Annotated in this window: 14 protein-coding genes; 4 read left to right on the top strand and 10 right to left on the bottom strand. The window is 46.8% G+C overall.

All coding sequences use genetic code 11. The annotated features are described in order from the left end of the window. Positions 1-69: 69 nt before the first annotated feature. The 8 genes from BUB19_RS15325 to BUB19_RS15290 form a co-directional block, all read right to left on the bottom strand. A complete protein-coding gene (locus BUB19_RS15325; RefSeq protein WP_073095439.1) occupies positions 70-1,284 on the bottom strand; it encodes an arginine deiminase in 1,215 nt (404 codons plus the stop codon). 58 nt (positions 1,285-1,342) lie between these two features. Further along, positions 1,343-2,191, bottom strand: a complete 849-nt coding sequence (locus BUB19_RS15320) for a prephenate dehydrogenase (RefSeq protein ID WP_073095438.1) — start codon at positions 2,189-2,191, stop codon at positions 1,343-1,345. Between the two features lie 161 nt (positions 2,192-2,352). Next, positions 2,353-3,501: a pyridoxal phosphate-dependent aminotransferase gene (locus BUB19_RS15315; protein ID WP_073095437.1), complete on the bottom strand. Its 1,149-nt coding sequence runs from the start codon at positions 3,499-3,501 to the stop codon at positions 2,353-2,355. Next, on the bottom strand, positions 3,498-4,328 hold the full coding sequence (locus tag BUB19_RS15310) for a prephenate dehydratase (protein ID WP_073095436.1): 831 nt from the start codon (positions 4,326-4,328) through the stop codon (positions 3,498-3,500). The genes BUB19_RS15315 and BUB19_RS15310 overlap by 4 nt, the downstream gene beginning before the upstream one ends. A gap of 6 nt (positions 4,329-4,334) precedes the next feature. Beyond that, positions 4,335-4,703 carry a DMT family protein gene (locus BUB19_RS15305; RefSeq protein ID WP_073095435.1) on the bottom strand — a complete coding sequence of 123 codons (369 nt, stop codon included), beginning with the start codon at positions 4,701-4,703 and terminating at the stop codon, positions 4,335-4,337. Between the two features lie 18 nt (positions 4,704-4,721). Further along, complete coding sequence (locus tag BUB19_RS15300; RefSeq protein WP_073095434.1) at positions 4,722-5,948, bottom strand: 3-phosphoshikimate 1-carboxyvinyltransferase; 1,227 nt, start codon at positions 5,946-5,948, stop codon at positions 4,722-4,724. A gap of 56 nt (positions 5,949-6,004) precedes the next feature. Beyond that, a complete protein-coding gene (aroB, locus tag BUB19_RS15295) occupies positions 6,005-7,042 on the bottom strand; it encodes a 3-dehydroquinate synthase (RefSeq protein ID WP_073095433.1) in 1,038 nt (345 codons plus the stop codon). 171 nt (positions 7,043-7,213) lie between these two features. Beyond that, positions 7,214-8,320: a chorismate mutase gene (locus BUB19_RS15290; protein ID WP_073095432.1), complete on the bottom strand. Its 1,107-nt coding sequence runs from the start codon at positions 8,318-8,320 to the stop codon at positions 7,214-7,216. A gap of 495 nt (positions 8,321-8,815) precedes the next feature. Here BUB19_RS15290 and BUB19_RS15285 point away from each other — a divergent pair, with 495 nt between their 5' ends. Together BUB19_RS15285 and lysS are read left to right on the top strand one after the other, a co-directional pair. Next, positions 8,816-10,018, top strand: coding sequence for a proline dehydrogenase family protein (locus tag BUB19_RS15285; RefSeq protein WP_073095431.1), 1,203 nt, complete (start codon positions 8,816-8,818; stop codon positions 10,016-10,018). Between the two features lie 12 nt (positions 10,019-10,030). Beyond that, the gene (gene lysS / locus BUB19_RS15280) at positions 10,031-11,755 is read left to right on the top strand and encodes a lysine--tRNA ligase (protein ID WP_073095430.1); all 1,725 of its coding nucleotides are present in this window, start codon (positions 10,031-10,033) and stop codon (positions 11,753-11,755) included. A 78-nt stretch (positions 11,756-11,833) separates the two neighbouring features. Here lysS and BUB19_RS15275 read toward each other — a convergent pair whose 3' ends face one another. After that, positions 11,834-12,331, bottom strand: a complete 498-nt coding sequence (locus BUB19_RS15275; protein ID WP_073095429.1) for a DinB family protein — start codon at positions 12,329-12,331, stop codon at positions 11,834-11,836. A gap of 151 nt (positions 12,332-12,482) precedes the next feature. Here BUB19_RS15275 and BUB19_RS15270 point away from each other — a divergent pair, with 151 nt between their 5' ends. Together BUB19_RS15270 and BUB19_RS15265 are read left to right on the top strand one after the other, a co-directional pair. Continuing rightward, positions 12,483-13,469 (top strand): helix-turn-helix transcriptional regulator, encoded by a 987-nt coding sequence (locus BUB19_RS15270; protein WP_073095498.1) that lies wholly within the window; start codon positions 12,483-12,485, stop codon positions 13,467-13,469. Positions 13,470-13,476: 7 nt separating this feature from the next. Beyond that, positions 13,477-14,190, top strand: coding sequence for a ThuA domain-containing protein (locus tag BUB19_RS15265; RefSeq protein ID WP_073095428.1), 714 nt, complete (start codon positions 13,477-13,479; stop codon positions 14,188-14,190). Between the two features lie 39 nt (positions 14,191-14,229). Here BUB19_RS15265 and BUB19_RS15260 read toward each other — a convergent pair whose 3' ends face one another. After that, positions 14,230-16,656, bottom strand: a complete 2,427-nt coding sequence (locus BUB19_RS15260) for an ABC transporter permease (protein WP_073095497.1) — start codon at positions 16,654-16,656, stop codon at positions 14,230-14,232. Positions 16,657-16,855 lie beyond the last annotated feature (199 nt).

The following is a 16,855-nucleotide window of genomic DNA, read 5'->3' as shown; positions in this document are numbered from 1 at the left end:
CCGGTTTCCTGATGAAGACTGCCAACCGGACCTCAGGCGCAGCATTCCTGCCAAACCAGAAAAGCCTCATCAGTGGCTTTCCCTACTGATAGGCATGCTCATGCATCTGGGACCTCCAAGACCCCGAGACAGCTCAGAAGAGGGTATTTCCAATACCTCAATACCAAATTCCCGCAAAGCTCTGTTGGTATGCTTGTTGCGGTTGTAGGATATTACCTGACCGGGTCCTATGGTAAAAACATTGGCGCCATCGAACCATTGTTCTCTCAGGGCATATTCCTGGTTTACCCGGTCTGTTCCGATGATTTCCAGCCCCTGGATTTCCTGTTTCAGAATCTCCCGCAGCGATGCTTTGAGGTGCACGCGCTTCACATGTACTTCAGCGGCCTCATCGCTCTTGCGTACGTACATGGAAACCCTCTGCACTGACTGGATCGCATCCGGGTAAGTCAACACCTTGTTTTCATCAAGGATGGTAAATACGGTATCCAAATGCATGAAATTTCTCTTCTTGGGCAAGTGCACTTCATAGATCCGCTCAACCCTACCTGCCGCAATCAAGGTTTTGGCAAGGTGGTAGATGGCCTTTTCCTCTGTCCTTTCGGAATAGCCGATTGCAACGGCTTTTTCGTTCAGAATAATCACATCACCTCCTTCTATCGATGGGGGATTATTATGCGCATCTAAAGGATATAACTTTTGAAAACGATCAGTAAAATGAGCGTGATTTTCAAAAATACGGCGCACCATGTTCGCCTCTCGTTGTCGCTCTGGCAACCGCATGCTCGAAAAAACCATCCCTCCCGGCACCATGGCAGCGGTATCTCTCTGAAAATAAAGGTTGGGACAGGGCGGGATCAGAAAAGCGACGTCCATCAGGTCTGCCAGCGACACTGCGCTCATTTTTCTCCTCACCTCATGTACCTTGATACCAGCCATCAGGGCTTTGGCACAGTCCTCCACGGAAAGTACACCGAGCAACTCATCGGTCAGGTGTCCCAGGCGCGAGGCAGACAATGCTTCATTCATCAATTCTCTGCGCAAGGTATCCTTCATCAGAATGTCGAGCAATAAATCTTCAAAAAAATAAACCTTCGCACCACATTTTTCGCGGATCGTTGTTGTAAAGACATCATGCTCCCGCTGCATTTCCTCCAGATAAGGTACGTCCTCAAATAACAACAATTTTTTGTTATAGGGCGTCAGCCGGTCAATTTCTTTACCGGGGCGGTGTATCAATACTTCTCTGAGCCGCCTGAATTCCGAAGAGATGGACAATTGCATGGTAATAAATCTACAAAATATTACGGATTAAATGTGCTACCGCATATCTAAATACAATTCATTCCTTTAAATCCAGTATATCCCTGATTTTATTGGCCTCTCTCATGTTGTGTTTCAGACCATCCACATCATCTTCAGCCAGCATCTTCCTGAAATGGCGAAGGTGCTCAATATAGCTATCCATGGCCTCAAGCACATTTTTTTTATTTTCCAGAAATATGGGTGCCCACATGGCTGGCGAACTCTTGGCCAGGCGTACAGTAGACGCAAAGCCACTGCCCGCCATATCAAAAATATTCTTTTCGTCTTCGGTTTTGTCCAGTACTGTTTTGCCCAGTACAAATGAAGACACATGAGATAGATGGGACACGAAGGCCAGGTGGAGATCATGGTCGCCGGGATCCATAAACCGAAGCTTCATGTTTATTGCCTCGAAAATGTCGTAGGCCATCCCCTTGAGGTGAATATCAGTTTTTTCCATCTCACAAATGATCAACACCTTTCCGTCAAAGAGATTGGTAACGGCAGCTGCAGGCCCTGAATTTTCCGTCCCTGCGATAGGGTGCACGGCCAGGTATTGATTTCTTTTGGGATGATCGGCAATCTGCCGGCATAGCTCTCCCTTGGTGGAGCCGAAATCCATCACCATCGTATCCGGCCCCACCTGCGCCAGAGTTTCGACCAACAAACCAAAAAGAGTATCCACAGGCGTAGCGAGGACCACAACCGCCGAATCCTTTTCAGGAACTTCCAGGCTACGGGAAATCAAGCCCATTTCTAATGCCAACGAGAGATGTTCCGGATTACTGTCAAAACCGGTAATATCCCATTCCGGGAACGATTTTTTAAGCGCCTTGGCAAAAGACCCACCCAGTAATCCTAAACCAACAATATGTACCTTTTTCATGTGTTTACAATTTGATTTATAATGGCCAAATGTGTTCATATATTATCCTTCAGATTACCTAACCTGTCAAACAAGCTGACTGGGGATCGCCAGTCCCTGAAACAAATCCGGGACGGCTTTATCTGAAAAATAACCATCGCCCGGTCAGTATGATTTTTTGGCTATTTAATCAGCCTGTTCAGGGCTTCCCTGATCAGAATCTCGTCTACACATAGGGAAAAACGGACATAAGCATCACCCCGGCTGCCAAATATCATCCCGGGTGTGATAAAAATATCCTTTTCGTATAGCAGCCGGTCCACCAACTGGGGTGCTTGTACAGTTTTCTGCACCCTGGCCCACACAAACAGACCCACGCTCCCCTCTGAAACCTCCAAATTCAACTGTCTGGCCATTTCCAATACCAGCGCTTTTCTCTTTGCATAAATGGCATTCATGGAGCTTATCCACGAATCCCCCAGCCTCAATGCGGCTACTGCACCAGCCTGTATACCCAGAAACATCCCGGAATCCATATTGCTTTTTACCCGCAATACTGCCTGCAGGAATTCCCGCTTTCCAGCCAGCATGCCCACACGCCACCCGGGAATATTGAAAGTTTTGCTCAGGGAATTTAACTCAAGTACATGATCTTTTGCATCCGGCAGGGATAGCAAACTTAGCGGTTCCTCGTTGAGTACAAAGCTGTATGGGTTATCATGGACGAGCAGGATATCATTTCTCCTGGCAAAGTTCAACAATCTCAGAAACAGTGCTTTCGACCCTGGTGCGCCAGTAGGCATGTGGGGGTAGTTGACCCACATGAGTTTTACCCTGGAAAGGTCCGTGTTTTCCAGCGCTTCCCAGTCCGGTTCCCAGTCTGTACGCTCGAGCAGGTCAAAATATACCGGCCTGGCATTTAACAACCGGGTCACAGAGGTGTAAGTAGGATACCCTGGATTAGGCACCAGTACCTCATCCCCTTCATTTAGAAAAGCCATAGAAATGTGCATGATTCCCTCCTTTGACCCCATCAGCGGCAACATTTCGGTCTGTGGATCAAGGACCACACCATAATGCCTGTTATAAAAATCTGTCATGGCCTTCCGAAGTTCGGGGATTCCCTGGTAGGACTGATACCCGTGGGCATCCGGCCGGGAGGCTGTCTCTACAAGGGCAGCCGTGACACTTGGGTCTGGCGGCAGGTCAGGACTTCCTATCCCCATATTGATAATAGGCCTGCCAGTATCACGGAGCTCCTTTACCTCCTTTAATTTTTGAGAAAAGTAATATTCCTGTACCTCTGCCAGTCGGCTCGAATATCCTTTCATTGTTTTCTGTTTTGATAGACCCCAAATATTTTTACCGTGCCATAATTGGCTTCTATAACTCTTATTGCAGCATTAAACCGTTCTTTTTCTGCTATCAATGTATCGATAAAAAAGCTGTATTCCCAGGGCTTGCTCATTACCGGAATGGATTGAATTTTGGTCAGATCCAGGTCATGTTCGCTCATTACTGTCAGCAGTTTCGCCAAAACACCCTTCACGTTCCTAACCGTTATTTTCAGACTTGCTTTGGTAGGGGCGTTTGCGGGATCCGGTTGGTTTTTCTGCAGAATAATAAAACGTGTGAAGTTATTTTTTACCGTCTGAATATCTCTGGCGAGGATCTCCAATCCGTAGAAATCAGCAGCTTTGGTACTGGCTACCGCCGCCACTCCCATAAGCTTCTTTTCAGCAATCAGTTTGGCCACATATGCTGTATCCACATCATCTACTGGTTGTATATCAGGATGTTTGGAAAAAAACTGCTTGCACTGCAGCAAGGCCATAGGGTGCGACCGGGCTTCCCTGATGGCTGTCAACTGCTGTCCGGGCAAAGCCATCAGGTTATGGGATATCGGCAGATAATGTTCGTCGATTACAAACAATTCGTGCCTGTCGATGATATCATAATTGGGCAATATGGCACCGGCAATAGAATTTTCTATGGCCATTACGGCAAAATCCACGGTACCGTTTTCCACACTTTTTCCCACCTCCTCAAAGGTATTGAATCCATATACATCAATCTGCTCTCCAAAATACTGTTGAGCTACCTGATGGTGAAACGAACCAAGTACACCCTGAATGGCGATTTTTAATTTATTTTCCAAAAGCTATTATTTTTTAAATATAAAATACACCGACACTACCAAAAAGAAAAAACCTACCAAATGATTCCACCGGATGCTTTCATTCTTGAAAAACAGGAAAGTAAACAGCATGAATACCAGCAGCGTAATCACTTCCTGGAGTACCTTTAACTCTACCAGTGAAAACGGACCCCCATTCCCTTTAAATCCTATTCTGTTTGCCGGCACCTGGAAGAAATATTCGAAAAGGGCAATGCCCCAGCTAATCAACACGATGGCCACCAATCCTAGATTTTCAAACCACTTAAGCTCTTTAAACTTCAGATGTCCGTACCAGGCCAACGTCATGAAGGCATTGGAGAGACACAGCAGGACAATTGTATACAGCCCTTTCATTTCCAGGGAATCGGCCCGTTAATGGTTATAAGCTGGTCTGATACCCAAAAGTTCGCAATGCTTCCAAAAGCTCGGATAGGATTTGTTGACAACTTCCGGCTCCAGAATCCGAACTTTAGTTCTGGCCATCAGGGGCATAAATGCCATGGCCATGCGGTGATCATCATAGGTGTCAATTTCCACAGATTCAGGTATTTTTTCAGCTGGAATCAATGTAAATATTCCGGGCTGCTTTTCCTCAAGTCCGGCGCCGATTTTTGCCAGCTCTTTTTGCAGGGCAGCGATCCGGTCTGTTTCCTTTATCCGCAAACTTTCCAGACCCCTGAAGGCTGTCTGCTGACCAGTCAGGGCGCAGGTAACCGCAACCGTCTGGGCAAGATCCGGACAATCTGAAAAATCGAAATCCGCCAAACCCCGGACAGGCTGAGCCTGGAGCGCGACGCCACCGTCACGGAACGTACTCTTCACCCCCAGGTGGTCCATAATAGCTACTATCCTGGCATCTCCCTGCAGGCTGTCCGCTTTCAATCCCGACAAAAATATTTCGCCGGCGCCGGCGCAAGCCAATAGGCTAAACCAATAACTGGCTCCGGACCAATCGCTTTCTACTGAGAATGAGGTAGGTTGGTAGGGTTGCGGGGCAATGGTGATTTTATTGTCTTCAAACTCATAATCAACACCAAAGGTTTTCATCAATTCCAGGGTCATGGTGATGTAGGTGCGCGACCCCACTTTGCCGGTGAGGTGTAAGCTGAGTCCCCTGGGAAGCAGGGGGGCGTTCATCAGCAGGGCAGAAATGTACTGGCTGCTGACATCTCCCCGTATGCTGATCCCGGCAGCCTTCTGGTTGACAAAACCACCTGTCTGCAAGGGAGGAAAACCTTCGTTTTTCAGGTATTTTACTTCCGCTCCAATCTCCCGCAAGGCATCCACCAGGATACCGATGGGACGCTCACACATCCGGGACGTACCCGTCAGTGTTTTTCGTTTATTATTCAGAGCCGCATAAGCCGTCAAAAACCGCATGGTGGTGCCGGCGTCCAATACATCATAGGTATCGGGGTCCTCCGCCAACAGACGGATCATGGTCTGGGTGTCCCTGGCCTCAGCCAGATTGGACAGGTGGTTTTTGCCGCTGGTCAGGGCGTCGATGATCAATACCCGATTGCTTTCACTCTTGGAGGAGGGAAGTGGGATTTTGACCTTTATGGCTGATTCAAGTTTGGGTAAGTCAATGCTTTTCATAAAATTAGCTGCTTAACGGTGGGATACCTGTAGGGTGCCTGATATCATTTTGCTTTTCATTCTTCCAGTTTATTGTAATATTCCAGAGCCTCAACTACAGCCTCCCGTTCCACCACAATATTAAAATCACAATCGCCTATTTTCCTCAGCAAGGAAAAATTCAGCTTCTCTCCATCATTTTTTTTATCCTGAAAACAAAGTTTGATGATCGCATCAAAATCACTTTCTGAAATGGATATTTTACCAAATACAGCCAGCAGCTTTTGCTGAATCGTTTCAAGTTGGGTAAGGGGGAGACGCAGAAACTTGTGCGAAAGATAGGCTTCTGTGACCATGCCAATCGCAATGGCTTCACCGTGCAATAACTGGTACGGACTATGGAGAAAATGGGACTCGATGGCATGCCCGATGGTATGCCCAAAATTCAGAATCTTCCGGAGGCCATTTTCCTTTGGATCCTTATCCACTACTTCCCGCTTGATGCCTACCGACACTTCAATAATATCCTTCCAGGGTTGGAACTGCCAGTTTTCTGCTTTCAAACTATTGAAGTAATTTTCATTCCTTATCAGACCGTGTTTGATCACCTCAGCATATCCCGAGCGCAATTCTGCCTCGGGCAGCGTTTTCAAAAACTCCTCACAGATCAATACCCCCTCGGGCTCGTTAAAAACCCCTATATGGTTTTTGAACCCATTGAAGTCTATTCCCAACTTGCCTCCTACACTGGCATCAACCTGAGACAGCAGAGTAGTAGGAATATTGACGAAACGAATCCCTCGCTTGTAAGTACTTGCACAGAAGCCCCCCATATCGCCGGCAACCCCGCCGCCTATGTTGACTATCAGTGTTTTACGGTCAAAACTATTCTCTGTCATCCACTGCCAGATTCCCTGGCAGGAATCCAGATTTTTGTGTACTTCCCCGGCTTCAAAAGCATGCAGACAATGTTCTGGAAGACTTTCAGAAACTAATGGGTAGCAATGCTTTATGGTATGGCTATCCATAATAATCCCCAGCCTGGAATACTTTTTATTGTGGAGGTAACGTGGAAGATCCTGTGCGATTTGAGACGAAAATATGATTGTTTCCAAAACGGTGTTTTTTGGTAAAGGTAAAAAATTAAACCCGTTTTGTTGTCGAACAGTCTCCGGTAGGAAGTTACATTTTTTTACAGGCAAGCTTCCGGTTTTGACAGGAGGGATACGCTCCCGCAATCAAAAACTATCAGGAAAATGGTACCGAACACAAAACGGGCTTAACCGTCAGACTGATTTATTAGAAGGTTGTTCTTCCCTTAATTTTTTCTCTTGTCTTTTAACGGACTCCTCATGAATGCAATAAAGCAATTCTTTCATGAATTTCTCGCTCAGGTTTCTGGACATTCCTTTTTGGGTTCTGGAATCCATCACCTGCTTCCAGCGATCTGCCTGAAAAACGGTGAGGTTGTGTTCCCTCTTATGTGCACCGATTTGATCTATGATAGAGAAGCGTTCGGCCAGCAAGTCCAGCAATTGGTCATCCAGGTGGTCTACGGCATTTCTGAGATCTTTTAGTTTTTCTGATGGATGCTCCGTTTGAAGGGTATGTTTGAAGTCAATCTGATCCAGAATGTCCTTCAATTGCCTGGGCGTAACCTGTTGTTTGGCATCACTCCAGGCATTGTCGGGATCGTGATGGGTTTCAATCATCAAGCCATCCAACCCGAAGTTTATGGCGCGCTGTGCCGTCTCCAGCAGTCCGGTTCGGTTACCTACAATATGACTGGGATCATTGATGACCTGCATGCCTTTCCACATCCTTTTGAGGTGAATCGGCATAGACCAGTTGGGTTTGTTTCGGAACTTCTTGTCGTAGGCATCACTGAATCCCCGGTGAATCGCAGCCAATTTATTGACTCCAACAGCCTGTAGCCTTTCCAATGCTCCCCTCCAAAGTTCCAGATCTGGATTCATGGGATTTTTTACCATCACCGGTATATCTACCCCTTTCAAAGCTTCTGCAATCTCCTGTACCGCAAATGGGTTGACAGTGGTACGGGCACCAATCCAGAGAATATCTACCCCATGCTTCAGTGCTGATTCGACGTGAGCCGTATTGCCTACCTCAGTTGTAATGGGAATATTCAGGTGATGCCGAACGATTTCCATCCACTTCAGACCATCTTCACCGATGCCCTCAAAACTTCCCGGTCTGGTCCTGGGCTTCCAGATTCCTGCCCGAAATACATCGGGCACCACATTTGCTGCGATCATGTCCTGACAAACCTTCTCGATTTGCTCGGGCGTCTCGGCACTACAGGGTCCGGCGATGATCAGGTGCTCCTTGTCCAGGCCCAGGCCCCAGTCTTTCGTTTGTAAGTGATTTTCCATTTTTCGATTTACGGTTAAATTAAAAAAGCCCGACTCTCGCGAATCGGGCTTTTGTGTTTGTTTATCTTTAGTTACTTTTTCTCAAGACAATATGCAGCTCCGATTCGGCCATAGGGACGAAAGTAAAAGTAAAAGAAGCTAAAATATGTAGCTGCAAATTTTTTCATGCGTCAAATGTAATCCTTCCCCGATTAAAAATCAAACAGTTATTGATTTTTTATTGAAAATCATTTGAATTTTATTTCATCCCGCCAATTGAAAAGGAATGGACTGGTGCTCTCAGCCTGCATCTATACAGATGGCCTTTTATAGGGAAAATCTCAACAATAATCTGACAGGTATGTCGATTTTGAGAATCGTAAAGCAGGTAGGCCGCGGACCATTCCCGGTATAAATTCCTAACAGGATGATCCGTACGGAAATATAGCGATTGTCGAAATCTAAACAACAAAAGCAGCTCAATCAGTGTTTTTTTGGTATCTTTGCCCCTTGAAAATGGAAAAAAAACCTGCTTTTTCTTTTGATAACCTGGAAACAGCCTTTGCCCACCTTTCTGATGAGGAGATGAAAAAAATGCAGGGATTGTTTCAGCTGCTGGGCTATCCTATCCTGGTAAAGGCCGGTATCTGGTTCACAAGGATGGCATTTTCGGTCGGTCTTCCTATCGATAAATGGGTAAGGGAAACTGTTTTCCGCCAGTTTTGCGGCGGAGAGCATATAGCGGATTGCAGGCCAACTATCCAACGGCTGGCCAGGTTTGGAGTCAGGTCTGTATTGGATTATGCAGTGGAAGGAAAAAAGGATGAAGTCGGTTTTTCAGCCGCAATGGATGAAATCATCCGAACCATTCAGGAAGCCAGGACCAATGAAAACCTGCCATTCGCTGTTTTCAAGGTTTCCGGAATAGCTGACAGCATGCTCCTTGCGCAGGCACAGGCTGGTCAGCATCTTTCTGAGGAAGCCCGGCAACAACTGGCCAAAGGTAAAGAACGGTTTATGGCTATCTGTCAGGCTGCATTTCAATCCAAAGTGCGCATCATGGTAGATGGTGAGGAAAGTTGGTTTCAGGGAGTCATAGACGAATGGTCCCGGGAAGCCATGCGGCGGTTCAATACACAAAGTGCAATCATTTTCAATACCTTTCAGTTATACCGCAAAGACATGCTGCGCAACCTAAAGGATGCACACCTGGATGCCGTCACCAGAGGCTATTTTCTGGGGGCAAAATTGGTGAGAGGAGCCTATATGGAAAAGGAACGTGAGGCAGCGGCATACCGCGGCTATCCCGACCCCATCCATAAGACAAAGGCGGATACAGACGAAGCTTTTAACAAAGCACTGCAGTTTTGCATAAACAACAAACAGCGGGTATCCGTGGTAAATGGCTCTCACAATGAACTGAGCAATACCATATTGGCTGAGCTGACAGACCTTCACGGGCTGTCCCGGAATGACGAGCGGGTTTATTTTTCCCAGTTATACGGTATGAGTGATCCGATTTCCTTCAACCTGGCCCAGGCGGGGTTTAACGTGATCAAATACCTGCCCTACGGCCCGGTAAAGGAAGTCTTGCCCTACCTTGGCAGGAGAGCAAAAGAAAATTCCGGGATTTCCGGCCAGACAGGCAGAGAACTGAAACTGATCAAACAAGAAATACGCAGGCGTAAAAACCTGCCCGAGTTTCCAACAATAGCATAACCACCTTTATACATGCAATTACTGAACGAACAGGAGATAGAAAAAAGAAAGGACCGGGAAGCGCTGATGCAATTGGGCATAGACCCCTACCCAGCGATATCCTATCCGATCAATGCCTCGGCAGCAGACATTCACAAAAACTATGAAAATCGAAAAAACGACTATAAGAACATCAGCATTGCAGGCCGGCTAATGACCCGCCGGATCATGGGGTCGGCTAGTTTTGCAGAAATACAGGACAGCACCGGCAGGCTACAAATCTATGTCAGACGGGATGACATCTGTCCCGGAGAAGACAAAACCCTTTACAATACGGTATTCAAAAAATTGCTCGGAATTGGTGATTTTATCGGCCTGAATGGCTTTATTTTCACTACCCAAACCGGTGAAATATCACTGCATGTGCAGCAACTGACCTTGCTGTCCAAATCACTAAAACCGCTTCCTGTCGTTAAGCGAGACGAGGAGGGAAACGTCTACGATGGATTTACCGACCCGGAATTGCGCTACCGGCAGCGGTATGTAGACCTGATTGTAAACCCGCAGGTAAAAGACACCTTTGTGGCCAGGTCCAGGGTGATCTCATCCATGAGAAGGTATTTTGACGAGCATGGCTGGCTGGAAGTAGAAACTCCCATCCTTCAGCAGGTGCATGGTGGAGCAGCTGCCAAACCATTCGACACCCATCACAATGCGCTGGACATTCCGCTGTTTTTAAGAATAGCGAATGAGCTCTACCTGAAGCGATTGATTGTAGGAGGCTTTGAAGGAGTATATGAAATTGGTAAGATGTTTCGGAATGAAGGCATGGACCGTACCCACAATCCAGAATTTACATCAATGGAAATCTATGTCGCCTACAAAGATTACAATTGGATGATGGAGATGGTTGAGGACCTTTTGGGTCAGATCGCCAGGGCTGTTTTAGGCGAAACACAGGCTAAGGTCGGTGAAAATATGATTGAATTTGCGGGGCCTTACCGCCGGCTGACCATGTTTGAATCTATTCAGGAATATGCGGGGGTGGATGTCAGCCAGATGGACGAAAAAGCCCTGAGGGCTGTATGCGCTGATTTGGGAGTGGAAGTTGATGACTCCATGGGAAAAGGAAAACTCATCGATGAAATTTTTGGTGAAAAAGTGGAAGACCACCTTATTCAACCCACCTACATCACCGACTACCCCATAGAAATGACCCCCCTGGCCAAAAAACACCGGGACAAGCCAGGGTTGGTGGAAAGGTTCGAACTTTTTGTCAATGGCAAAGAAATCGCCAATGCGTACACAGAGCTGAACGACCCGATCGACCAGCGGGAACGATTTGAGGAACAACTCAAACTGGCTGCCAGAGGAGATGATGAAGCCATGGCCATGGATGAGGATTTTCTGCGGGCACTGGAATATGGAATGCCCCCAACCTCTGGACTTGGTATCGGCATAGATCGGCTCTGTATGCTGCTCACCAATAAGAGCACGATTCAGGAGGTCTTGTTTTTCCCACAGATGAAACCAGAGAAAAAAGTTCAGGTGGCTTCAGACGATGATTTTATTGCTTTGGGTATACACCCGGGACTGGTCCCGGCTATCCGGGAATTGAATATCCATACACTGGAGCAGCTCAGGGGACAAAACCCAAACAAACTGTTCAATGATGTCTGCGGAAAACGAAAAAAACTCAAACTGGAAGCGCCCAACCCTACCAAAGATGAGGTAGAAAACTGGGTAACCGGAGCATAAACGGAGCAAGCCCGGAGCTGTATGGCTTCGGGCTTGTTTCTTTTTATCCACTACCGGAAGAAATCTTCCATCTGCAGATTACCGTTCCCAAAAATCAGGCGGTGCGATGCCCAATGCCCTGAGATAAACATATGCCTGTCCCCTGTGGTGAATTTCATTGTCGATAAAGTACAGCAGGGTGCAGTATGTTTTGTCTTCGTATTGACCAAAGGCAATCACCGTTTCCTGGTATTTGTCCAATGGAATTTCCGGAAACCAATGGTCGATTTCCTGTGTGGTTTCATCCCACATTTCCAACAGTTTTTCCCTACTATCGCCCAGGTCCAGGTTTTCATCCAATTCTTTCCACTCTCCGGTAGCCAGCCCCTTCACCCCGGGCCCCGCAATGGCGATCAGCTCCTTGACCATCTCCCCGAAGCTTCGCATGCCTCCTAAACTAAAAGTAAACAATTGGTCTGCCGGAAAGGCTTCAATGACCCGCCTGGTCAACTTCCGGTGTCCCTGCCAGTGGGCATGCATCTGGGAGGGAGAAATGATTTGATGCGTGGTTTCGTTTTTTGCTGCATTGGTTCCCATAATGATGTTTATTTGGTTAAAATTTTATTGATGTTCCAAATTAAACACCCGACTGTGACAGCCCTATGTCAGCAGGATTACCCTTCCCTAAAAAAAACATACATTTTTTCTGGCACTATAAATTCATTACATTGATTTGTTTTTAGAACTGATGAACAGATTAGACAGACTTACAGCCATACTTACCCAATTGCAATCCAAGAGACTGCTCAGGGCCAATGAGATTGCGGAAAGGTTTGGTGTAAGTCTCAGGACCATTTATCGCGACATGCGGGCCCTGGAAGAGGCTGGTGTTCCCATCATCGGTGAGGCCGGACAAGGATATGCCCTGGTTGACGGCTACCGGCTTCCACCAGTTATGTTTACCCGGGAAGAAGCCTTGTCTTTTCTGGTGGCAGAAAAGGTCGTTGAAAAAGTAGCGGATAGAGAAAGTAGTAAAAATTTTCAAACTGCGGTCTATAAAATCAAATCTGTCCTTCGCCAACCGGAAAAAGACGTCATCGAGCACCTATCTTCCCATATACAGGTGAGAAGAAAAAACAGCCTGCAGGCAGCTGGCAAGGAACAGGTACTGCAGGGGATATTGGATAGCCTTTCGGAAAAAAAACTGATCGAGATCTGCTACACCACTTTCGTAGAAGAGCAAACCTCCACCCGCATCCTAGAACCCATCGGGGTATACTTTGCTTTCGAGCAATGGTACATGATCGCTTACTGCAGGTTAAGGAATGATTACCGCACCTTCCGGCTGGACAGGATAAATGCATTAAAGGTCATGGATGAAAGATTCAAAGGGAACCACCCCTCTCTTCAGGCCTACCTGGAAAAAATTGAGAAAGAAGAAAACCTGACCAAAGTCGTTATAGCAACCAAAAAATCGATGGTAAAATACCTCCAATCCCAACTGTATGACCAGGGATTTGTACTAAAAGAGGACTGCGGTGATACTGTTTTACTGACCTTTATGACCTGTTCTTTAGAAGGTTTTCTGAGGTGGATCATCATGATGGCGGATGAGGTCACCATCATTCAGCCACAGGAATTGAAAGACAGGTTAAAAGAATTATTGGAAGTCATGCTGCGCCGGCATTCAGATGCGGTGGCAGCATTCCCGAAAGGAGGCGATCATATAAAATAAATCCGCTATGAAAGCATTGTGTATATACCTGCTTATCTGCTTTTGTCTGACAAATGTGGGAAATGCCCGGCAGGAGAAAATCTCCGTATTGGTGATCACAGGAGGGCATGGATTTGATCGCCCCGCGTTTTTCGAAATGATGGATGCTTTGCGTAACATTGAATATAAAGAACTGGCTCAGCCCGAAGCCAATGCTTATTTTCTTAACCCTGAAGGATATGATGTGATCCTCTTTTATGATATGGTCCAGGAAATCAGCGAAGCTGAAAAGGCCGGATTCGAACAATTGGTAAAGGATGGCATAGGTCTGGTATTTCTCCATCATGCCATCGTTTCCTACCAGGATTGGGATTTTTACCGGGATGTATTGGGAGGTCGGTACATTGAAAATGAGGATAGTACCCAAATGCAATCAAATTACCAGCATGATGTACATTATGATGCCAGGATCGCAGACAAAGACCATCCGATCAGCCTGGCCATTGAGGATTTTGAAATTTTTGATGAGATATATGGTCAGGTCTTTATTTCTCCTGATGTAAATGTACTGATCAGCAGCTCCCATTCTGAAAGCATGGAGCACCTGATGTGGAGCCGGGAAGTCAACCCAAAAACCCGATCGGTATACCTGCAACCAGGGCATGGCCCCGGGATTTTTGCCGATTCCCGGTACCGGAACCTGCTAAAAAACAGCATTCTATGGGCTGCATTTCGGAGGTGAAAAGGGAGCTGTTGAAATTTTCCCAATATAAAAGAAAGTTTACTCTTTCCTAAAGGTATCCACCGGATTGATCAATGCAGCCCGAAACGATTGTGAACTGACTGTGATGGCCGCTATACACAAAGCCAGTACACCTGCCATAATCATTACAAGCCAGGAAACTGAAATACTATAGGCGAAATTTTCCAGCCATTGGTTCATCCCGAACCAGGCCAGGGGTACGGCAATAGCAAAACCGATGGATACCAGAGTCAGAAAGTCCTTTCCCAATAGCAACACGATATTCCAGCTACTTGCCCCCAACACCTTTCGGATTCCTATTTCTTTGGTCCTTTGCTCTGTAGCGTAGGTAGAAAGCCCAAACAAGCCAAGAACGGATATCAAAATGGCCAGGCCGGCAAAAAAACCAAAAACAGTTCCGATTTTTTCCTCATCGCGATACTGTTCATCGAATTTATCGGCGACGAAACTGATTTCCAGGGGATAATCCGGCCTCATGGCCAGCCATTCTTCCCGGAGAAACGCCAGGGCATCATCCCTTCCTTCTCTTTTGAGTTTTACCGCTACCTGATTGAACCTGGAGTCAGGCACCATAAAAACCATGGGACTGATGGGTTGGTGTAATGATTCAAAGTGAAAATCTCTGACTACTCCTATAACCTGTCCCCTTCTGGTACCATAGTTAAACTGTTTTTCTAGAGCCTCAGCCGGTGATCTCCAGCCAATGGCCCGTACCGCCGATTCATTCAGAATAAAAGCCTGGGTAGAATCCGCTCCTATGTTGAAGTCAAAGTCCCTTCCTTCCAATATTTCCATCCCAAAAGTCTGCATAAAGGTATGACTGACATGTATGTCGGAGATGCGGGTATTGATGGGGGTAAGATTACCATCCAGCTCTGCCTGCGCACCCTGAGAGTCCAGCAGTCTGCCGGAAGGGATCCTGCTGGAAATGGCCACCTGTTCAATCCCCGGGTGTTGCATCAAACGGTCCCGCAGCAGTTGATAATTGGCTGTAAATTCCTGGAAGGCTGGAAGAACTGCAATCTCATCTTTTCTAAAACCCAGGTCCTTATTTTTCATAAAATCAAGCTGGCGGATTACCACCAACACTGCTACAATCAATGCTATGGATATTGCGAATTGACCCACTACCAGAATAGCCCTCAACTTTTCATGAATTGAACCGATCTTATAGGTACCTTTAAGAACGTTTGCAGGCTGAAATCGCGAAAGAAACAGCGAGGGATAGCTACCGGAAATTAAACCCACCAGAATCACCAATCCTGCAAATGCCACCAGGTATTCCGGGTGTTTCAACAAATTCAGACTCAACTCTTTTCCGGTAAATTGACTGAAAAAGGGTAAGGTGAGCCAGACGAGGAGTAGCGCTATCAGCAAGGCGAGAAAAGACATGAGCGTGGTTTCGCCCATAAACTGCCTGACCAAAAGCTGCCGATCTGCCCCCATAACCTTTCTCAATCCCACTTCCAATGCCCTCCGTGCAGAGCGTGCCGTGGCCAGATTCATGAAATTGATACAGGCAATCAACAGTATAAACAAGGCTATTGCCCCATAGATGTAGACATATTCAATATTGCTGTTGGGTTCAACTTCTGAATCGAGATTGGAATAGAGGTGGATATCCGTCAAGGGCCATAGAAAAAGCTGCGTCCCCAGGGAAGCGGGCATGCCTTGTCCGTTTGCAGGGATATGGCGATCAATGAAATCGGCCAGTTGGCTTTCGATCTCCTCAGGTGCAACCCCCTCCTCCAGTAGCAGGTAAGTGGCAAAATTATTACTGCCAAAGTTTGTCATCATGGCATCATAACCACCATAAAAATCCACAACCGGGTCCATAGCCGCAAAAAAATCAGCTTTGAAATGTGAGTTATCCGGGATATCAGCCATAATCCCCCTCACAAGCCCTGAAAAAACATTGGAGCCTACGCGTATTTCCAATGCCTGACCCATGGGATCCTGGTCGCCAAAATATTTTCCGGCCATGGATACACTAAGGACCAGACCATCTGGAAAGGATAGTGCTTTGTCTGCGCTTCCCTCCACCATTTTCCATGAAAAGACGTCAAATAGCTGGGGGTCTGCGAAAAAGAAGCGCTCCTCTCTGAACACCTTTTCCTCCCTGGCAATAATAACATCCGTATTCATGAGCCTTACTGCATCCCGCACCTGATGATCAAAATCAGATTTCAGCAGGGGCCCAAAAGGAGGCGCCGCATGGCCAAGGTGTAGACTAATGGCTCCATCCTGGTTGTACCATGCCCTTGATACCCTGAAAATCCGGTGCGACTTTTCATGATAACCGTCATAGCTGAGTTCGTGCTGAACAAACATAAAGATCATGATGCTGGACGCCATCCCCACTGCTAACCCGAAGATATTGATCAGGGTGAAGGTAGGGTGCTGTTGGAGGTTTCGGAGAAATATCCGGAAGTAGTGCTGTACCATATCTGTTCGGTCATTGTAGGCAGAGCAGCCTTTATACCAACCCTGCGCCAATATGATGCCAGGACAAAAAATGTTTAGTGAGGGCCGTAAAGACAGATTTTTCCTTCTGACCAAAATAAAAACGGACACTTCTGTCCGCTCACGGGCGAGTTGGAAAAGGTCCTCCTGATCAGACTGGTGGAAGCTCCTTCCTTGTGGA

This window comes from Cyclobacterium lianum (assembly GCF_900143075.1).
In the GTDB taxonomy this organism is placed as follows: Bacteria; Bacteroidota; Bacteroidia; order Cytophagales; family Cyclobacteriaceae; genus Cyclobacterium; species Cyclobacterium lianum.
This window is presented reverse-complemented; position numbering and strand designations above follow the sequence as displayed.